Annotated in this window: 17 protein-coding genes and 1 tRNA gene; 15 read left to right on the forward strand and 3 right to left on the reverse strand. The window is 66.3% G+C overall.

Annotation, left to right across the window (positions count from 1 at the left end; translation table 11 throughout):
- The first annotated feature begins 13 nt into the window (after positions 1-13).
- Genes NKH70_RS15190 through NKH70_RS15210 form a run of 5 tightly spaced genes read left to right on the forward strand, consistent with a single transcriptional unit; the run spans position 14 to position 7,302 of the window.
- The gene (locus NKH70_RS15190; protein ID WP_353025582.1) at positions 14-3,664 is read left to right on the forward strand and encodes a cobaltochelatase subunit CobN; all 3,651 of its coding nucleotides are present in this window, start codon (positions 14-16) and stop codon (positions 3,662-3,664) included.
- Positions 3,661-5,127 carry a precorrin-3B synthase gene (gene cobG / locus NKH70_RS15195; RefSeq protein ID WP_352916937.1) on the forward strand — a complete coding sequence of 489 codons (1,467 nt, stop codon included), beginning with the start codon at positions 3,661-3,663 and terminating at the stop codon, positions 5,125-5,127. Before NKH70_RS15190 ends, cobG begins: the two co-directional genes overlap by 4 nt.
- Positions 5,124-5,771 carry a precorrin-8X methylmutase gene (locus NKH70_RS15200; RefSeq protein ID WP_502908361.1) on the forward strand — a complete coding sequence of 216 codons (648 nt, stop codon included), beginning with the start codon at positions 5,124-5,126 and terminating at the stop codon, positions 5,769-5,771. The genes cobG and NKH70_RS15200 overlap by 4 nt, the downstream gene beginning before the upstream one ends.
- Positions 5,768-6,526 carry a precorrin-2 C(20)-methyltransferase gene (locus NKH70_RS15205; protein WP_352916933.1) on the forward strand — a complete coding sequence of 253 codons (759 nt, stop codon included), beginning with the start codon at positions 5,768-5,770 and terminating at the stop codon, positions 6,524-6,526. The genes NKH70_RS15200 and NKH70_RS15205 overlap by 4 nt, the downstream gene beginning before the upstream one ends.
- Positions 6,523-7,302, forward strand: a complete 780-nt coding sequence (locus tag NKH70_RS15210; protein ID WP_352978622.1) for a precorrin-3B C(17)-methyltransferase — start codon at positions 6,523-6,525, stop codon at positions 7,300-7,302. Before NKH70_RS15205 ends, NKH70_RS15210 begins: the two co-directional genes overlap by 4 nt.
- On the opposite strand, the gene NKH70_RS15215 is transcribed toward NKH70_RS15210, so the two are convergent.
- The gene (locus NKH70_RS15215) at positions 7,251-8,033 is read right to left on the reverse strand and encodes a cobalt-precorrin-6A reductase (protein WP_352978621.1); all 783 of its coding nucleotides are present in this window, start codon (positions 8,031-8,033) and stop codon (positions 7,251-7,253) included. The two genes, NKH70_RS15210 and NKH70_RS15215, sit on opposite strands and share 52 nt — an antisense overlap.
- Before the next feature lies 1 nt (position 8,034).
- Here NKH70_RS15215 and cbiE point away from each other — a divergent pair, with 1 nt between their 5' ends.
- From cbiE to NKH70_RS15255, 8 genes are read left to right on the forward strand one after another with little or no spacing between them, the layout of a single operon-like run.
- Complete coding sequence (cbiE, locus tag NKH70_RS15220; protein WP_352978619.1) at positions 8,035-9,276, forward strand: precorrin-6y C5,15-methyltransferase (decarboxylating) subunit CbiE; 1,242 nt, start codon at positions 8,035-8,037, stop codon at positions 9,274-9,276.
- Positions 9,273-9,653 (forward strand): cobalamin biosynthesis protein, encoded by a 381-nt coding sequence (locus tag NKH70_RS15225; RefSeq protein WP_292664838.1) that lies wholly within the window; start codon positions 9,273-9,275, stop codon positions 9,651-9,653. The genes cbiE and NKH70_RS15225 overlap by 4 nt, the downstream gene beginning before the upstream one ends.
- Entirely contained in the window at positions 9,650-10,414 is a 765-nt protein-coding gene (cobM, locus tag NKH70_RS15230) for a precorrin-4 C(11)-methyltransferase (protein ID WP_352978617.1), read from the forward strand. Before NKH70_RS15225 ends, cobM begins: the two co-directional genes overlap by 4 nt.
- On the forward strand, positions 10,411-11,217 hold the full coding sequence (gene cobA / locus NKH70_RS15235) for a uroporphyrinogen-III C-methyltransferase (RefSeq protein ID WP_353025584.1): 807 nt from the start codon (positions 10,411-10,413) through the stop codon (positions 11,215-11,217). Before cobM ends, cobA begins: the two co-directional genes overlap by 4 nt.
- The gene (locus NKH70_RS15240; protein ID WP_352978613.1) at positions 11,214-12,563 is read left to right on the forward strand and encodes a cobyrinic acid a,c-diamide synthase CobB; all 1,350 of its coding nucleotides are present in this window, start codon (positions 11,214-11,216) and stop codon (positions 12,561-12,563) included. The genes cobA and NKH70_RS15240 overlap by 4 nt, the downstream gene beginning before the upstream one ends.
- 3 nt (positions 12,564-12,566) lie before the next feature.
- Positions 12,567-13,337: an adenosylcobinamide-GDP ribazoletransferase gene (locus NKH70_RS15245; protein ID WP_352718939.1), complete on the forward strand. Its 771-nt coding sequence runs from the start codon at positions 12,567-12,569 to the stop codon at positions 13,335-13,337.
- Positions 13,338-13,361: 24 nt separating this feature from the next.
- Positions 13,362-14,372 carry a nicotinate-nucleotide--dimethylbenzimidazole phosphoribosyltransferase gene (cobT, locus tag NKH70_RS15250; protein WP_352718940.1) on the forward strand — a complete coding sequence of 337 codons (1,011 nt, stop codon included), beginning with the start codon at positions 13,362-13,364 and terminating at the stop codon, positions 14,370-14,372.
- 16 nt (positions 14,373-14,388) lie between these two features.
- Complete coding sequence (locus NKH70_RS15255) at positions 14,389-15,129, forward strand: hypothetical protein (protein WP_352978611.1); 741 nt, start codon at positions 14,389-14,391, stop codon at positions 15,127-15,129.
- Between the two features lie 100 nt (positions 15,130-15,229).
- Here the strand turns inward: NKH70_RS15255 and NKH70_RS15260 are convergent.
- Together NKH70_RS15260 and NKH70_RS15265 are read right to left on the reverse strand one after the other, a co-directional pair.
- Positions 15,230-15,305 (reverse strand) — tRNA-Lys (locus NKH70_RS15260).
- 105 nt (positions 15,306-15,410) lie between these two features.
- Positions 15,411-16,316 carry a PhzF family phenazine biosynthesis protein gene (locus NKH70_RS15265; RefSeq protein WP_352978609.1) on the reverse strand — a complete coding sequence of 302 codons (906 nt, stop codon included), beginning with the start codon at positions 16,314-16,316 and terminating at the stop codon, positions 15,411-15,413.
- 111 nt (positions 16,317-16,427) lie between these two features.
- Here NKH70_RS15265 and NKH70_RS15270 point away from each other — a divergent pair, with 111 nt between their 5' ends.
- Both NKH70_RS15270 and NKH70_RS15275 read left to right on the forward strand, forming a co-directional pair.
- On the forward strand, positions 16,428-17,720 hold the full coding sequence (locus NKH70_RS15270; protein ID WP_352978607.1) for an efflux RND transporter periplasmic adaptor subunit: 1,293 nt from the start codon (positions 16,428-16,430) through the stop codon (positions 17,718-17,720).
- Positions 17,721-17,722: 2 nt separating this feature from the next.
- Positions 17,723-18,430, forward strand: a complete 708-nt coding sequence (locus NKH70_RS15275; RefSeq protein ID WP_352978605.1) for an ABC transporter ATP-binding protein — start codon at positions 17,723-17,725, stop codon at positions 18,428-18,430.

An 18,430-nucleotide genomic window follows, 5' to 3' on the forward strand; every position in this document is an offset into this window, starting at 1 on the left:
GGTACGAGCCGCGATGCACATCCTCACCACGACATCCGCCTCGCTCGACGATCTCGCCGAGCCTGTCGATCTCAGGCAAACGCCTGCGGATGTCGTGGCGCTGTCCTTCACCGACAGCGACCTGGCCGGGCTGGCGGCGGCGTGGAAGGCAGATGCGGACCGCCTGCCGTCGATGCGGCTCGCCGCCTTGCGCGACCTGCGCCATCCGATGTCCGTCGATCTCTGGATCGACAGCGTCGCCCGCCACGCCAAGGTCATTTTGGTCCGCATCCTCGGCGGCTATGACTGGTGGCGCTATGGCTGCGATCAGCTCGCCGTTGTCGCGCGAAATCGCGGTATCAAGCTGGCGCTGCTGCCGGGCGAGAGCCACGACGAGGATTTGCGGCTGATCGAAGGCTCGACGCTGCCGCGCGAGGAGTTGGACGGCCTGCTTGGCTATTTCCGCGAGGGCGGACCGGCGAATATGACGGCGCTGGTGCAGAGGTTGGCAAGTCTCGCCGGATCGGGTGTGGCGGTCGCTGAACCAGTCAGCGTGCCAAAGGCGGGATTTTACGAGCCGGGACTGGGGGTCGCAGAACGCGGCGTCCCGCTCCCCCTCGAGGGGAGGGTCCGGCCGCAGGCCGGGGGTGGGGTCCTCTCCGAAGCGCGCCGACAGAAAAAAACGTCGAGCACTGCCGCAACGACCCCACCCGGCCCTTCGGGCCACCCTCCCCTCGAGGGGGAGGGAGACGTCGTGCCAATCCTGTTCTACCGCTCGATGCTGCTCGCCGCCGATGTCGCGCCGATCGATGCGCTTTTCGAAGCGCTGACTGCGCGCGGCATAGCGCCGGTCCCTATCTTCGTCTCCAGCCTCAAGGACCCGGCATCGCTCGCCTTTGTCGAAACCGCGCTTGCAACGCTCAAGCCTGCCGCCATCATCACTGCGACGGCTTTCGCCTCGGGTGCCGAGCCCGGCGTCGAAACCCTGTTCGACCGCGCCGGCGTACCGGTGTTCCAGGTCATCGTCGCGACCACCCGCCGCGACATCTGGCAAACCAATCAGCGCGGCCTGGCGCCCGCCGACCTTGCCATGCATGTCGTCCTGCCCGAGCTCGACGGCCGCATCCTGGCCGGCGCTATTTCATTCAAGGGCGAAAGCGAAACCGATCCCGCATTGGCCTTCCGCGCCTTCGCCAACCGGCCTGAGCCCGACCGCGTGGCGCAAGTGGCGAACCGTGTCGAGGCCTTCGTGCGCCTGCAGCGGACGCCCCGCGCGGAACGCAAGCTCGCCATCCTGATCCCCGACTATCCGAGCGCCCCCGGCCGCACCGGCTATGCGGTTGGCCTCGACGTGCCGTCCAGCGTGCTGGCGATGCTGCATGACCTCAGCGAACAGGGCTACGCCGTTGAAGGGATTCCGCAAACGCCGCGCAAGTTGCTGGAGATGCTGGAGCGTGGAGGTGAAGGGTTGGGGTTTGAGGACTATCTCAAGTACTCGGCGGAATTGCCTGCTGAGGCGATAGCTGCCGTGACGGCCGCATGGGGGAATGCGGAAGATGACACAAGTTTGTGCGAGGCACCCCCCTCTGTCCTGCCGGACATCTCCCCCTCAAGGGGGGAGATCGGCGGTTTCGCCGCCGGCTCTCCCTTAACGCCCTCGGTAATTGGCGAAAGCAGAGACAACAGCGCAATCTCCCCCCTTGAGGGGGAGATGTCCGGCAGGACAGAGGGGGGTGTTCAAGCGCCTGCCGCCGCAAAATTCCCCTTCCGCGCAGCCACCTTCGGCAACGTCACCGTGGCACTCGCCCCTGACCGCGGGCGCTCAGCCGACCGCCGCGCCGACTATCACGACCCGACGCTGCCGCCGCGCCATGCGCTGGTCGCCTTTGGCCTTTGGCTGCGCAAGTCGCTCGGCATCCATGCAATCGTCCATGTCGGCGCCCACGGCACGCTGGAATGGCTGCCCGGCAAGACCGTCGCGCTCAGCGAAAACTGCTTTCCCGAAATCGTCACCGGCGCCCTGCCCGTCATTTATCCGTTCATCGTCTCCAACCCCGGCGAGGCAGCACAGGCCAAGCGGCGCATTGCCGCCGTCACCCTTGGCCATCTGCCGCCGCCGCTGACCGGCGCCGGGCTTGACGAAAACCAGCATAGGCTTGAACGACTGGTCGACGAATATGCCCAGGCCGACGGGCTCGACCGCCGCCGCCGCGACCGCCTGGCGAGACTGATCGTCGAAACCGCGCAAAAAACTGGCCTCGCCTCGGACGCCGGGGTTGCCCAAACCGACGCTCCCGACGAAGCGCTGCGCCGCGTCGACGCCTGGCTCTGCGATCTCAAGGATTTCGCCATCAAGGACGGCCTGCATATCTACGGTCGCTCGCCGGAAGGCGAGGCTGATCCGGTACGGCGGCAAAGCGCAGCAGCTGAAAAAACCGCACTGCTTGCCGCCCTCGACGGCCGACATGTCGCTGCCGGTCCGGCCGGTGCACCAGCGCGTGGCCGGCGCGATGTGCTGCCGACCGGCCGCAATCTGTTCACCGCCGACCCGCGCACCATGCCGACGCCGACATCCTTCGATCTCGGCAGGGCGGCCGCCGACGAGGTCTTGCGCAGCTACATGCAATCGCATGGCGACTGGCCGCGCTCGCTGGTCATCGACCTCTGGGGCTCGGCCTCGCTGCGCACCGGCGGCGAGGAGATCGCGCAAGGCCTGGCGCTGATGGGCTGCCGGCCGCAATGGGATTCCGCCACCGGCCGCATCACCGGCATCGAGGTGCTGCCGCCGGCAACGCTCGGCCGCCCGCGCGTCGACGTTACATGGCGCATATCAGGCCTGTTCCGCGACATGTTCCCGACCCAGATCGCGCTGATCGACGCCGCGGCCAACACCGTCGCCGCCCGCGACGAGGACGCTTCCGAAAACCCGCTGGCGGCGAGGACGCGTGCAGACGGGAAGATCAGCCCGCGCATTTTCGGCACCTCACCCGGCACCTACGGCGCCGGTGTCGAGGATTTGTTGTCGAGCGGCGACTGGGCCGCGCGCGAAGAGATCGGCCGCGCCTACCTCGACGCCACCTCGCACGCCTATGGCGGCTCCGAGGGCGAAGGCGTTTCGGCGCCCGGCGCTTTTGAGGGCCGCATCGCTGAGGCCGACCTTCTGGTTCATACCGGCGACGACCCCGGCCGCGACATCCTCGAAGGCTCGGCCGACGTCGCCTTTATCGGCGGCTTTTCGGCAGCGCTTGCCACGCTCGGCAAAAACGCCGACGTGATCGTGCTCGACACCACGGACCCGCAAAAGCCGAAGCCGCGCTCGGTTGGCGAGGCCGTATCCCGGGTCGTGCGGGCGCGCGCCGTCAATCCGCGCTTCATCGCCGGCCAGATGCGCCACGGGCCGCGCGGTGCTTCGGAATTCGCCGAGACAGTTGATCGGCTGGTCGGCTTTGCCGAGACTACCCATGCCATATCAGGCACGCTGATCGAGGCCGTGCACGACGCCTATCTCGGCGACCCCGTGGTCCGCGCCTTCATCCTGCGCGAAAACCCTTCAGCCGCAAAAGTCATCGCCGAGCGTTTTCTCTCGGCCCGGCGGCGCGGTCTCTGGCATCCGCTGCGCAATTCGATCGATGACGATCTCGCCGCACTAATTGCCGAAGCGCAAGCGCTGGGGGTGGCGGCATGAACGCTTTCTCGCGCCGTGGCGCCTGCCCCGCTTTATCGGCACCGATGCAAACCGGCGACGGGCTGCTGGTGCGGCTCAATCCGGTCGCTGGAGGGCTGTTGCCGAAGTCGTTGATCGGACTCTGCGAATCCGCCTTGCGCCATGGCAACGGCATCGTGGAAGTGACCGCCCGCGGCAGCCTGCAGATACGCGGCCTGATGCCGGCAAGCGCGCGGCTTCTGGCGATGGAGGTCGATGCGCTGGGTATTGCCGTTCGCACCGGCGTGCCGGTCGAGACCGGCCCGCTGGCCGGGCTCGACCCGGAGGAGATAGCCGACCCGCGCCCGATGGCGGAGCGGATTCGGGCGGCAATTGATGGAGCCGGCTTGGCGCAGCGCCTCGGCCCAAAGGTTTCAGTGATTGTCGATGGTGGCGGACGGCTGACGATGGATGCGGTTACGGCCGATGTCAGGCTGGCTGCGATGCGGACCGCCGACGGAATTAAGTGGCGGGTATCGCTCGCCGGGGATGCGCAGGGTGCCACGCCGCTGGCGATGTCCGAGGAAGATGCGGCTTGTGACATCGCCGTCGCCATTCTCAGGATGGTTGCCGAAAAGGGCCGCGATGCCCATGCGCGGGATTTGACCGAGAGACAGTTGGGATCTCTGGCAAGTTGGCGCGTTTTACCCCCCTCTGTCCTGCCGGACATCTCCCCCTCAAGGGGGGAGATCGGCGGTTTTGTCGTTGGCTCTTCCTCCGCAGCGTCGGACATTGCCGAAAATAGAGATCAAAGCGCAATCTCCCCCCTTGAGGGGGAGATGTCCGGCAGGACAGAGGGGGGTGCGACGGAACGCCAGCCCATCGGAGTTTTTAACCTAGCCACCACCGGAACCGCCCTCGGTATCGGCCTCCCCTTCGGCAGCATACCAGCGCAAAAGCTCATCGACCTGACGCAAGAGGCCCTCACCCTCGGCGCCGCCGAAATCCGCCTGGCGCCGGGTCGCGCGCTGCTTTTACTCGGCCTCTCCCAAGCCGCATGTCTTTCACTCCAGAAAACCGCCGCAACCGTCGGCTTTGTCACCGACGCAGCCGATCCGCGCACCAGGATCGCCGCCTGCCCCGGCGCACCCGCCTGCGCCTCCGGCCGGATCGCCACCCGCGACATCGCCGAGATCATCGCTACAGAAAACCGCGACATCCTCGATTCCTCGCTAACGCTGCACATCTCCGGCTGCGCCAAGGGCTGCGCCCGTCCCGGCCCGGCGGCGCTGACCCTGGTCGGCGGCGAAAACGGAGCCGGACTTGTCGTGGACGGGACGGCAAAGGCATTGCCCGCCGGATACAGGCCGGGCTACGACGCTGCGCACGGCATCGGCCGCATTGCAGCGGCGATCCGCAGCGCACGACATCCCGGCGAAACTGCTGCTGCTTGCCTGGCAAGGCTCGGCGCGGACGGCATCACCGAAATCTACCGACAGGAATGAGCATGCCCGCCCAGAACGCCTACGACTACATCCATGATGGCACGGCGATCTACGAGCGCTCCTTCGCCATTATCCGCGCCGAGGCCGACCTGTCGCGCTTTTCCGAAGCCGAGGCCGACATCGCCATCCGCATGATCCACGCCTGCGGCCAGGTCGAGGCTGCGCGGCACTTCGTTTTCTCGAGCGACTTCGTCGCCGCCGCGCGCACGGCGTTGGGGGCCGGCGCGCCGATCTTCTGCGACGCGCAGATGGTCTCGCATGGCGTCACGCGCGCCCGGCTTCCGGCCGGCAACGAGGTAATCTGTACGCTGCGCGATCCGCAGACCGCCGACATCGCGAAAAAGATCGGCAACACCCGCTCGGCCGCCGCCATCGACCTGTGGGGCGAGCGAATGGCCGGTTCGGTCGTCGCCATCGGCAATGCGCCGACAGCCCTTTTCTATCTGCTGGAAAAGCTGCGCGACGGCGCGCCAAAGCCGGCGGCGATCATCGGCATGCCGGTTGGGTTTGTCGGCGCCGCTGAATCGAAGGATGCGCTGGCCGAAAATTCCTATGGCGTGCCTTACGCCATCGTGCGCGGCCGGCTGGGCGGCAGCGCCATGACCGCCGCCGCCCTTAATGCGTTGGCAAGGCCGGGCCTATGAATGCGATTGCAAAAGGCAGGCTGGTCGGCGTCGGCACCGGTCCTGGCGACCCGGAACTATTGACGCTGAAGGCAGTGCGCGCGCTGGCCGAGGCCGATGTCGTCGCGCATTTCGCCAAGCGCGGCAACAACAGCAACGCGCGCGCGATCGTCGGCGCGCATTTTCGCCCCGATTTGATTGAACTGCCGCTGCTCTATCCGGTGACGACCGAAATCGACAAGGATCACCGCGACTACCGGTCGCAGATAACGGATTTCTACGAGCAGTCGGCCGAAAAGGTCGCCGAGCACCTCAGCGCCGGCAGGATGGTCGCGGTACTGTCGGAGGGCGATCCGCTTTTCTACGGCTCCTATATGCATCTGCATGTCCGGCTGGCGCACCGCTTTCCGACCGAAGTCATTCCCGGCGTCACCGCCATGTCCGGCTGCTGGTCGGCGACCGGCCTGCCGATCGTCCAGGGCGACGATGTGCTGACAGTGCTGCCGGGCACGATGAGTGAATTCGAGCTGACGCGTCGCCTCGCCGATACCGACGCTGCGGTGATCATGAAGGTCGGACGCAACCTGCCCAAGATCAGGCGCGCGCTGGAGGCAACCGACAAGCTGGCGCGGGCCATCTATGTCGAGCGCGGCACCATGCCGGGCGGCGTCTCGATGCGGCTTGCCGACAAAAACGACGACCAGGCGCCCTATTTCGCCATCGTGCTGGTGGCCGGCTGGTCGGGCCGGCCAAATGCATTGAGAGCCGAAGCATGAGCGGCCGCCTGACCGTCATCGGCCTGGGGCCAGGCAACGCCGACCAGGTGACGCCGGAAGCCAGCCGCGCCGTTGCCGAGGCGAAATTCTTCTACGGCTACAAGCCTTATCTCGACCGGCTCGACCTGCGCGCGGACCAGACCCGCATCGCCTCCGACAATCGCGAGGAACTCGCCCGCTCCAGGGACGCGCTGCTGAAGGCCGCGGAAGGCCACGATGTCGCCGTCGTATCCGGCGGCGATCCCGGCGTCTTCGCCATGGCGGCAGCCGTCTGCGAGGCGATAGAGGCGGGCCCACTCGAATGGCGCGCGGTCGACATCTCTATCGTGCCCGGCATCACCGCCATGCTCGCCGTCGCCGCCCGCATCGGCGCGCCGCTCGGCCATGATTTCTGCGCCATCTCGCTGTCCGACAATCTGAAGCCGTGGGACCTGATCGAGCTACGCCTGCTTGCTGCGGCGGGCGCCGGCTTCGTCATCGCGCTCTACAATCCGATCAGCAAGGCACGTCCCTGGCAGCTTGGCCGCGCCTTCGAATGCCTGTCGGCGATCCTGCCCGGCACCACGCCGGTGATCTTTGGCCGTGCCGCCGGCCGCCCTGACGAGCGCATCGAGGTTTTTCTACTGGCCGACGCCGATGCCGAGAAGGCCGACATGGCGACCTGCATCATCATCGGCTCGCCTGAAACCAGGATCATCAAGCGGGGTGACAAGGCGGCGCTGGTCTACACGCCGCGTTCGGCAGCGGGCCCAAGAACATGCCTGACCAGAAAATGATCGACCATCGCGGCAAGAGATTCGATCGTTTCGGTCGACGCGACGTCCGGCAGCGCCGGCCTGCGGATCATCACAACCTCGATTCCCAGCGCTCGCGCCGCCGCGATCTTGCCGTAGGTCGCCTCGCCGCCGCTGTTTTTGGAAACAACGACTTCGATGCCACGGCTTTCGAGCAGCGCGCGCTCATCGACCTCATGAAACGGCCCGCGCGCCAAGAGATAGGTCGCGTCGGGCACAGCGAGCCTGGGCTCGACCGGGTCGACACTGCGGATGAGATAATGATGCTGGGGAGCTGCCTCGAAGGCGGCGACCTCCTGCCGCCCGAGCGCCAGGAACACGCGGCGCGGCACCGATCCCAGAGCCGTCACCGCGCTGTTAACACTATCGACCAACATCCAGTGGTCACCTTCGGCAGGGTCCCAGCCCGGACGCCTGAGCGCAACGATAGTCACGCCGGTCATGCGCGCCGCTTCCGCAGCATTGGCGGAGATTTGCGCCGCATAGGGATGCGTGGCGTCAATCAGCAGGTCGATCTGGTTCTGGCGGAGATATGCCGACAGCCCGTCGGCACCGCCGAAGCCGCCGACCCGCACCGGCACCCCTTGCGCGACCGGGCTTTCGGTGCGGCCGGCCAGCGACAGCATGACCGAAATATCCGCGCGCACGGCCAGCTTTCCGGCCAATTGCCGGGCTTCGGTGGTTCCGCCGAGGATCAGAATGCGGTAGGTCATCATGCCTGCTGAAGGTCCGCGCGGCGCCAAGCTCACCTCAAAGTGGCTCACGATCATCGGCATCGGCGAGGACGGTGTAGCGGGTCTCGGCGACGAGGCCAAGCGGTTGATCGCGGAGGCCGAATTCGTCTTCGGCGGCAAGCGCCACCTTGCCCTCGTCGCGTCGCTCGCCAAAGGTGAAGCGCGCGCCTGGCCGACGCCTTTCGATGCCGAGCTGCGCGACGTGCTGGCGCTCCCCGGCAGACGCGTCTGCGTGCTGGCCTCCGGCGATCCCTTCTACCACGGTGTCGGCGTCACCCTCGCCCGCAAGGTCGCGGCAGAGGATATGCGGGTGATCCCCGCGCCCTCGGCCTTTTCGCTGGCCGCCTCACGCCTGGGCTGGGCGCTGCAGGACGTCGAGACCATTTCGTTGCATGGCCGCTCGCTCGACCTGATCCGGCCGTTGCTGCATCCTTGCACCCGCATTCTCGCACTGACCTCGGACAGCGATGCACCGGGAGCGATTGCCGGTCTGCTGACAGAGCTCGGCTTCGGCGCCTCGCAGCTGACCGTTCTGGAGGCGCTCGGCGGCTCGAACGAAAGGCTGCGCTCAGCGAGCGCCGGCACCTTCGACCTCGCAAAGATCAATCCGCTCAACGTGCTCGCGATCGAAGTTGAATCGACTCCGCAAGCACGCATCCTGCCGCTGACAGCGGGACTTGCCGATCATTTGTTCGAGCATGACGGCCAGATCACCAAGCGCGAAGTGCGCGCCGTCACCCTGTCCGCTCTCGCGCCAAGGCGCGGCGAACTGCTGTGGGACATCGGCGCCGGCTCGGGCTCCATCGGCATCGAATGGATGCTGGCCCATCCTTCCATGCGCGCGATCGCCGTTGAGGCCGATCCGGCCCGCGCCGCCCGCATCCGACGCAACGCCGCGGCCTGCGGCGTTCCCGGTCTCGCCGTCGTCGAAGGTTCGGCACCGCAAGCTCTTGCCGGACTGGAAACGCCGGCGGCGATCTTCATCGGCGGCGGCGGCAGCGATGCCGGAGTGCTGGAAAGAGCCCTCGATGCCTTACCTGTCGGCGGCCGCCTCGTCGCCAACGCGGTGACGCTGGAGATGGAGGCGCTGCTGCTTTCCCGTAACGCTGCGCACGGCGGCGAACTCACCCGCATTGCTATATCCCGTACTTCGCCAGTCGGTTCGATGCAGGCGTGGCGGCCGGCTATGCCGGTCACCCAATGGAGCTGGGTCAAGCCATGATGGTCGCGGGCATCGGCAGCCGCAAAGGCGTCAGCGCGCGGGACGTGCTTGCTGCGGTAGAAACCGCCCTGGAAGCGCACGGGCTTGCCCTGCCCGCGCTTTCGGCCCTCGCGACCGCGTCTCTCAAGCAGGATGAAGCGGCAATCTTCGCCGCCGGACGCGAACTCCGCCTTCCGGTAATCGTTGTCGAGCAGGCCGAACTCAAAGCTGCGTCTACGACCAGCCACTCCGACCTATCGCAGGAGCATGCCGGCACGCCGTCTGTTTCCGAAGCCTCGGCGCTTGCCGCCGCCGGCAAAGGCGCAAAACTGCTCGGGCCGCGCACCGTGCTCGGTGCTGTCACCTGCGCCATCGCCATCAGCGGAGATGCGGCATGACCGTCCATTTCATCGGCGCCGGTCCAGGTGCTGCCGACCTCATCACCTTGCGCGGCAGCCGCCTGCTCGGCAGTTGTCCCGTCTGCCTCTATGCCGGATCGATCGTCGCGCCGGAGCTGTTGCAGCACTGCGCGCCCGGGACGCGGTTGATCGACACCGCGCCGATGTCGCTCGACGAGATCGAGGCCGAATATCTGGCCGCCCACGCGGCCGGCCATGACGTCGCTCGCCTGCATTCCGGCGACCTTTCGGTGTGGAGCGCCGTTGCCGAACAGATCCGCCGGCTGGAAAAGCACGGCATCCCTTACACGCTGACGCCAGGCGTGCCGTCTTTTGCCGCCGCGGCCGCCGCGCTGCGCCGCGAGCTGACCATTCCGGAAGTCGCGCAAAGCCTGGTGCTGACCCGCATCTCCGGCCGCGCGTCAAAGATGCCGCCCGGCGAAACGCTGGCCGGCTTCGGCCGCACCGGCGCCACGCTGGCCATCCATCTCGCCATCCACGCCCTCGACCGCGTCGTCGCAGAGCTGACGCCCTACTACGGCGTTGACTGTCCGGTCGCCGTTGTCTTCCGCGCCTCCTGGCCGGACGAGCGCGTGCTGACAGGCACGCTGGCCACCATTGAGGCGCAGCTAGGCGCCGATCCAATGGAACGCACGGCGATCATCTTCGTCGGCCGCTCGCTGGCGGCGGAAGATTTTAGCGAAAGTTCACTTTACGACGCGCACTACCAGCGGCGCTTTCGCGGACGGGACGGATTGTGAGCGGCAGCAATAGAAACACTACGGTCGAGCAGGCGCTCACCCGGCTGAACTTCAAGCCGCGCCAGCTTGAGCCCGGGCATGTCTGGCTGGCCGGCGCCGGCCCCGGCGATCCCGGCTGCCTGACGCTGGAAGTACTGGCCGCCCTCGGACAGTGCGACGCGCTGGTCTATGACGCGCTGGTCTCGCCGGAAGTCGTCGCCGTCGCCGAGGGCGCGGAACTGTTCTATGCCGGCAAGCGCGGTGGCAAGCCCTCGATGAAGCAGGACGACATCACCGCTCTGCTGGTCCGGCTGGCGCGCGCGGGCCGGCGCGTCGTCAGGCTGAAGGCCGGCGACCCCTATATTTTCGGGCGTGGCGGCGAAGAGGCGCTGGCGCTGGCCGGGGAAACTATCCCGTTCCGCATCCTGCCTGGCCTGACGTCCGGCCTCAGCGCGCTGGCCGCAACCGGCATTCCCGGCACCATGCGCGGCATCAACAAGGCGCTGATCCTGGCAACCGGTCACGCCGCCGGCACCGATGACGATCTCGACTGGGCCGCCATCGCCCGCACCGGCCAGCCGGTGGTCATCTATATGGGCATGGCCAATCTGCCGCTGATCGTCGCTTCGCTGCTCGAGGGCGGCCTGCCATCTTCGACGCCCGCCGCCGTCATCGTTGCCGCAACGACGCCGCAGGAGCGCATCGTCGTCGCCACACTCGCTACCATTGCCGAAGAAACGGCCGCAGCCGGTCTGACCTCGCCGGCGCTGATCGTCGTTGGCGGCATCGTCGGGATGCGCGCGGCACTGGCGGGTGAGCCATGACCCGCGCCATCATCATCGGCGCGCCGCGCTCGGGCTCGGGCAAGACCAGCGTCACCATCGGCATTTTGCGCGCGCTTGCCCGGCGCGGCCTGAAGGTGCGCGGCGCCAAGTCCGGCCCGGACTATATCGATCCCGGCTTCCACACTGCCGCTACGGGGTTGTCCGGCGTCAATCTCGACAGCTGGGCAATGCCGCCCGCCCTGCTCAACGCGCTGGCTGGCGAAACGACCGAGGACGCCGACTTCATCTTCCTCGAAAGCGCCATGGGCCTGTTCGACGGGATTCCGGCTGCTCCGGGCCGCACCGGCTCGGCCGCCGACCTTGCCCGACTTTATGGCCTGCCGGTGCTGTTGGTGCTCGACGTTTCCGGCCAGTCGACCACGGCAGCGGCCGTCGCCAAGGGTTTTGCCACCTATGACGCGGATGTACGCATGGCCGGGGTCGTGCTCAACCGGCTGGGCAGCGAGCGCCATCGCCGGCTTTGCAGCGATGCCATCGAAGCGCTCGGCCTGCCCGTCGTCGGCTCAATCCTGCGCGACCCGACATTGAACCTGCCCGAGCGCCATCTCGGCCTCGTCCAGGCCGGCGAATATGAGAATCTGATGGCGCATCTCGACCGGCTGGCCGACATGGTCGAGCGCTCGCTCGACCTCGACGCCATTATGGCGCTGGCGGCGCCATTCACGCCCGCGCCGGGCAATTTCGACGACGCGCTGCCGCCGCCCGGCCAGCGCATTGCGCTGGCCGAGGACGCCGCCTTTACCTTCCTCTATCCGCATGTCGCCGCGCATTGGCGCAAGGCCGGCGCCGAGATCGTTCCGTTCTCGCCGCTCGCCGATGAGGCGCCTGGCGACAATTGCGATGTCTGCTGGCTGCCCGGCGGCTATCCCGAGCTTCATGCCGGCCGCCTCGCGGCCGCGGCGAATTTCAGGGCCGGCATGGCGCGGTTCGCCGCCTCGCGGCCGGTGCATGGTGAGTGCGGCGGCTTCATGGTGCTCGGCGAGGCGCTCGAGGACGCGTCGGGCGAGACGCATCGGATGCTTGGCCTGCTGGGCCATTCGACCAGCTTCGCCAAGCGCAAGATGAATCTCGGCTACCGCGAGGCGCGGCTGCGGTCCGGGTGTCCGCTCGGCGGCCAAGGCATGCTGATCCGCGGCCACGAATTCCATTACGCGCAGATGGTTACGACCGGCAATGACGAGCCGCTGGCCGACCTCGCCGACGGACAAGGCAATCCGCTCGGCGCTTCGGGCTACCGGCGCGGCAATGTCAGCGGCACGTTCTTCCATGCCATTGCGAGGGGCGAGAGCATGATCCCGAAAAGTGGTAGCCGGTTTTCAGAATAGATCATGCTCAAACTCCAGATCCCCTCGCAACGGCAGCTCCTCGAAGACATCGCGCTTTGCCTCGTCTTCTTTACCCGGCTGCCGCTGCCGAGAGCCGACTTCCGTGGCCGCAGCCTTGCCGCTGCGATCTGGGCTGCGCCCGTTGCCGGTCTCGCCGTCGCTCTGGCTGGTGCGCTGGTCTACGCCGTCGGAACGAAGCTCGGCCTTGCCGAGGGTCCTGCTGCAGCGTTGACCCTTGCCGCAATCTTGCTTGCCACCGGCTGCCTGCATGAAGACGGGCTTTCGGATGTCGCCGACGGCTTTGGCGGCGGCAAGACGCGCGACAGGAAACTGGAGATCATGCGCGACAGCCGCATCGGTGCCTACGGCGCCTGCGCGCTCGGCATCTCGCTGCTGATCCGCTGGAGCGTGCTCTCTGGATTCGCCGGCCCGGCTCATGTCTTCTGGGCCCTCATTGCCGCGCAAGCGGCTTCGCGCGGCCTGCTCGGCGCCTTCATGCTCCTGCTGCCACCGGCCCGCGCCGACGGCCTCTCGGTTGATGCAGGCACAGTCACCGCCGAAACCGCTATAGCCGGTGCTGTGCTCGGTGCGGCCGCGCTGCTGGCGCTTGGGGTAGGCGCCGCCTTCGCAGCACTCATCCTGCTTGGGCTACTCGCCGCCTTCCGCGCGCTGTGCCTGAACCAGGTCGGCGGCCAGACCGGCGACACCGTCGGCGCCCTGCAGCAACTGGGCGAGATCGCAATCCTGCTCGTCGCTTCCGTTTCCCTTTCCTGACTCTGTTTCGGAGATTTCGCCCCCATGCCTTTCAAATCGCTCGATGAATTGCGCGCCGCCTGCCTCGACCTGCCCAATGGCAGCGACGCCGCGGCCAATGCCGTCGCCCGCCGCCAGGACACGCTGACCAAGCCGCAAGGCAGCCTCGGCCGGCTGGAGACGATAGCCGCCTGGCTGGCGCGCTGGCAGGGCCGCGACATGCCAAAGCTCGACCGCGTCAAGGTCTTCGTCTTTGCCGGCAATCACGGCGTCACCGCGCAAGGCGTGTCGGCCTTCCCCTCGGAGGTGACCGTGCAGATGGTGGCAAATTTCGCCGGCGGCGGCGCCGCCATCAACCAGCTTGCCCGCATCGCCGGCGCCGAACTCGACGTCATCCCGCTCGACCTCGACCGTCCGACCGGCGATTTCACGCAAGAAGTGTCGATGGACGACGAGGCCTTCCTCGCCGCCGTCTCGGCCGGCTACGACGCGATCAGCAGGGATCTCGACCTTGTCTGCTTCGGCGAAATGGGTATCGGCAACACCACGCCGGCGGCAGCCATCTCGACCGCGCTGTTCGGCGGCGGCGCGGAACGATGGACAGGGCGCGGCACCGGCGTCGACGATGCCGGCCTCGTGCGCAAGATCGTCGCCATCGAGGCCGGCCTGAAGCGCCACGCCCCGGCGCTAGCCGACCCCCTGAAGATAGCGGCAGCCCTCGGCGGGCGCGAGCTTGCGGCGATCTTGGGCGCAACACTGGCGGCGCGCCATCTCGGCGTGCCGGTGCTGCTCGACGGCTTCGTCTGCACCGCCGCCGCGGCACCATTGGCGAGATTGCATCCGGCCGGCCTCGCGCACACACTGGCAGCCCATGTCTCGGCCGAATCGGGCCATCGCCGCCTGTTGGAGGCGCTCGGCCTGCCGCCCCTGCTCGATCTCGGCATGCGTCTCGGCGAAGGCTCCGGCGCCTGCCTGGCGGTCAACATGGTCCGCTCGGCATTGGAGTGCCATGCCCGCATGGCAAGTTTTGCCGAGGCTGGGGTTTCGGAGAAGTAAGGACCAGACGGCTGCGATGAATGAACCGCCATATCCTTTTCGTGACCCGAAGCAGGGCATTCGCGAAGTCTATGCGCGAATTGTCCGCGATTTCGATCGGAAGGCTGGGGCCTTTGCCGGGCTCACATACAGTTCACCATGGATGTTGGCCACGGAGGATTGGGCTGAACGATCAGGCCATTCGGTCGAGGACCTATGCGAGATGATTTCTCAAAAGCGGATTTCCTACTTTTCCAAGGAACCCGCGGATCCAGAAACCGTCCGGATTTTTGAGGATTTTCGCAACGCGGCTGAGGAGTGGAGAGAAGAGACCGGCTACGCTGATCTGCCCACGCGCCTCACCCCCGAGATGAGAAAATTTACGAATTACAAGGAGTTAAAAGCACACACGTGGAGACTGTGGAGTTCCATGGGGCTGGATAGATCGTCACACGATTATTTTCTTCGTGACCTCAGCTTTAGGGGCACGATAGAAGATGCTTTTGGCCACGAGGTTCTAGTCGTGATGAAACTAAAGCTTGGATATGGTGGGCCGATCCGGCTGGATTTTAGCCTTCCTTACTACGCAGACGATGAGCCTACATCCTTTGGCCTGGGCGGTCTCTCGGGCGAGGCGCTATTCCATGCACTTCGACTGCCCAGGCATCCGGAACTCGAATGGATCGCCGGCAAAAGCAAGACAAGCTTCGATGCCGTTGACGGCGTCTTGGCCATAACGCGAGCAATCCTGACCTATCTGAGGCCCACTATCCAGTAGTCGGGCGAGTCGACTAGCCGCTTGCCGACATGTGCGACGGGCAAAACGCTGTCTCGCGCCGCGGCTCGCTAAGGTCTTTCCACCAAATCCTGGAGATTTTTGGTGGGTGCGCACAGGATTGAACTGTGGACCCGCTGATTAAGAGTCAGCTGCTCTACCAACTGAGCTACGCACCCACTCGGCCGGAAAAACCGGCGTTGGCGGGCATATAGCCGCCGACATCCGCCATGTCCAGCCCTGCCGGATTCATTTCCCGACAAATCGCTTGAAGCCGACAACGATCAGACGAAGAGCCTGCCTTCCGCCACCTTGACCGCGTGGCCGCCGATGCGGGCGGCCGCCAGTTTGCCACCTTCGACATTCAGTTCGAGGCGAATGCGCGAAGGCCGGCCCATCTCGAGCCCCTGCTCGATCCACTGTTGTGAAACGCCGTCGGTCGGGCGGTCGAAATGCATGATCGCGCCGGCGAAGGCGGCGGCCGCTGAGCCGGTCGCCGGGTCTTCGTAGGACGGATTGCCGGGCACCATCATGCGGACATGGAAGGCACTGTCGTGGTGCACCGTCTCGCGGCAATAGATGTAGGGGCTGGCGAAAGCCCATTCGCTTTTACGTGGTGCGAGTTCCGACCAGGCCTGGTTGTCCAACCTGATCCGGGCGGCCGCCTCCAGATTGGCGACGGGGATGGTCACGTAAGGCACGCCCGCCGACCAGAATGAAACGCGGTGGTTCTCGAAGCCGATCTCGTGCGGTCCGAGGCCAAGGGCTGCCCCGATCGCCTCGGGATCGGCCGACAATTCCAGCTGCGCCGGCAGTTTCGCCAGGTCGAACTCGGCAAAGGTCGAACCGTCGTGCTTGCTGACAGCGCAGCGCACCGGGCCGATATTCTCCTCGAGCACGAAGATGCCGGCGGCCTCTCCCGCCATTTCGGCGAGCGCTATCGCCGAGCCGACGGTTGGGTGGCCGGCGAAGGGCATTTCATAGTCGGGTGTGAAGATGCGGATGCGGGCCCGATGCTTGGGATTATCAGGCGGCAGCACGAAAACGGTTTCGGACAGGTTGAACTCGCGCGCCACCGCCTGCATCGCCGCAACGTCCAGCCCGTCACAGTCGAGCACCACGGCCAGCGGATTGCCGGCCAGCCGGTTGGTGGTGAATACGTCGTAAAGCAAGTAATTCCGCGGCTGCATCTCAGTAAGTCCTCTGCCTCATTCCCAACATGAGCGAAATTTAATTTGAATTTTGAACCATTAGGCCTGATTTGTGCACTGATGGGATATCACTGAACATAGGGGTCCGGCGTGGACCAGATTGTCAATCTGCCAAAGACGGAATCCGCTTCCGCCATCGAGACGGCGCTCGGGCTTGACCACCAGGGCCTGAAGACAAAACGCCGTCGCGGTTGGCTTTACCCAATGTTCGCACTGCTTGCCGTCGCCGCGAGCGTCGTCGGCTACCAGTGGTATGCGGGCTCGCCCGCCAAGATCGAGAATACCACGACACTGGCCGCCATGGCCGATCTTACCGTCGCAGTTTCGGCTACCGGCACACTGCAGCCCCTCACCCAGGTCGATATTTCCAGCGAACTCTCCGGCGTCGTCCGCTCGGTCTCGGTCAACGAGAATCAGCTGGTGAAGAAGGGCGATGTGCTGGCCGCGCTCGACACCGCCAAGCTGGAGGTGCAGATCGAGCGCGCCCAGGCCTCCGCCAAGGCAGCGGCGGCGAGCGTCGAGGACGCCACCGTGACCCTGGCCGAAAACGAAAAGGCGCTGGTGCGCGCGGCGCAACTGACCAAGCGCGGCATGGCGACGGACCAGTCGCTTGAAGCGGCAACCGCCACGCGCGACCGCTCGAAGGCAGCGCTCGATATCGCCAAAGCCAACCTCGCCATGGCCAATGCCGATCTCAAGGCGCAGCAGACGGATCTTGCCAAGAGTACCATCTACGCTCCGATCGACGGCATCATACTGACGCGCTCGGTCGATCCCGGCCAGACGGTCGCCTCCTCGCTGCAGGCGCCGGTGCTGTTCGTCATCGCCGCGGATCTGAAGAACATGGAACTGAAAGCTGCGGTCGACGAGGCCGATATCGGCGCCGTCAAACCTGGCCAGCATGCGCGCTTCACCGTCGACGCGTTCCCCGAACGGCCATTCGACGCCGAAATCCGCGACATTTCCTATGCCTCGGTCACCACCGACGGCGTCGTCACATACGATGCAAGGCTGGATGTCGACAACAGCGAGCTTCTGTTGCGGCCCGGCATGACCGCCACCGTCTCGGTCGTCACCAAGCAGGCCAAAAACGTGCTCACCGTGCCGTCGATCGCCTTCCGCTACCGGCCGGCGCAGACGGCGGAGCGCGGCTGGAGCCTCACCGACCTGTTCACCGGCCGCATGGGACGCCCCGGCGGCAACCGCCAGCGCCAGGCGGCGACGAAGCCCACCGACGGCTCGCGCACGCTCTACGTGCTGGAGAATGGGCGGCCGCATCCGGTCAACGTCAGGGTCGGCTCGACAGATGGCGAACTGACCGAGATCGTCTCCGGCCTGGAGGAAGGCGCGCAAGTCATTACCGCCTCGCAGCAGCGGAGCTGATCGTGGCATCGGGCGCGACCCTCATCGGCTTCGACAAGGTCTGGAAAAGCTATGGCCAGGGCGAGGCCCGGGTGCATGCGCTGGCCGGCGTCGACCTCGCCATCAGGCGCGGCGAATTCGTCGCCATCATGGGCCCGTCCGGTTCGGGCAAATCTACGGCCATGAACATCATTGGCTGCCTCGACACGCCGACCGCTGGGACTTACAGCTTCGAAGGCATCGACGCCGGCCGTCTCGACCGCAACCGCCGCGCTGTGCTGCGCAACCTCTATGTCGGCTTCGTCTTCCAGGGCTATAATCTCTTGCCGCGCACCACGGCCGCCGAGAATGTAGAACTGCCGCTGATCTATCGCGGCGTCGGTGCCCGCGAGCGCCGCGGCCTTGCCATGCAGGCACTTGCCGAGGTCGGCCTTGTCGGCCGCGAGCATCATACGCCGGCCGAGCTGTCCGGCGGCCAGCAGCAGCGCGTGGCGATCGCCCGCGCCATCGTCACCAGGCCGACGCTGCTCGTTGCCGACGAGCCGACCGGCAATCTCGACACCGCCCGCACGCACGAGATCATGGAGCTCCTGACGCAGCTGAACAGCGAGCTCGGCCTGACCATCGCCATGGTCACGCACGAAGCCGATGTTGCCGGCTATGCGCAGCGCACGATCCGTTTCCTCGACGGCCATGTCGCCTCGGACACAGCCAATCTCGAGATGGCCTAG

Source organism: Mesorhizobium sp. M0991 (assembly GCF_040318915.1).
In the GTDB taxonomy this organism is placed as follows: domain Bacteria; phylum Pseudomonadota; class Alphaproteobacteria; order Rhizobiales; family Rhizobiaceae; genus Mesorhizobium.

What these genes read in the sequence shown, in the direction of transcription:
- NKH70_RS15190 (WP_353025582.1), top strand. Translation starts at nt 14, where the DNA reads ATGCACATCCTCACCACGACATCCGCCTCGCTCGACGATCTCGCCGAG.
- cobG (WP_352916937.1), top strand. Translation starts at nt 3,661, where the DNA reads ATGAACGCTTTCTCGCGCCGTGGCGCCTGCCCCGCTTTATCGGCACCG.
- NKH70_RS15200 (WP_502908361.1), top strand. Translation starts at nt 5,124, where the DNA reads ATGAGCATGCCCGCCCAGAACGCCTACGACTACATCCATGATGGCACG.
- NKH70_RS15205 (WP_352916933.1), top strand. Translation starts at nt 5,768, where the DNA reads ATGAATGCGATTGCAAAAGGCAGGCTGGTCGGCGTCGGCACCGGTCCT.
- NKH70_RS15210 (WP_352978622.1), top strand. Translation starts at nt 6,523, where the DNA reads ATGAGCGGCCGCCTGACCGTCATCGGCCTGGGGCCAGGCAACGCCGAC.
- NKH70_RS15215 (WP_352978621.1), bottom strand. Translation starts at nt 8,033, where the DNA reads ATGACCTACCGCATTCTGATCCTCGGCGGAACCACCGAAGCCCGGCAA.
- cbiE (WP_352978619.1), top strand. Translation starts at nt 8,035, where the DNA reads ATGCCTGCTGAAGGTCCGCGCGGCGCCAAGCTCACCTCAAAGTGGCTC.
- NKH70_RS15225 (WP_292664838.1), top strand. Translation starts at nt 9,273, where the DNA reads ATGATGGTCGCGGGCATCGGCAGCCGCAAAGGCGTCAGCGCGCGGGAC.
- cobM (WP_352978617.1), top strand. Translation starts at nt 9,650, where the DNA reads ATGACCGTCCATTTCATCGGCGCCGGTCCAGGTGCTGCCGACCTCATC.
- NKH70_RS15240 (WP_352978613.1), top strand. Translation starts at nt 11,214, where the DNA reads ATGACCCGCGCCATCATCATCGGCGCGCCGCGCTCGGGCTCGGGCAAG.
- NKH70_RS15245 (WP_352718939.1), top strand. Translation starts at nt 12,567, where the DNA reads ATGCTCAAACTCCAGATCCCCTCGCAACGGCAGCTCCTCGAAGACATC.
- cobT (WP_352718940.1), top strand. Translation starts at nt 13,362, where the DNA reads ATGCCTTTCAAATCGCTCGATGAATTGCGCGCCGCCTGCCTCGACCTG.
- NKH70_RS15255 (WP_352978611.1), top strand. Translation starts at nt 14,389, where the DNA reads ATGAATGAACCGCCATATCCTTTTCGTGACCCGAAGCAGGGCATTCGC.
- NKH70_RS15265 (WP_352978609.1), bottom strand. Translation starts at nt 16,316, where the DNA reads ATGCAGCCGCGGAATTACTTGCTTTACGACGTATTCACCACCAACCGG.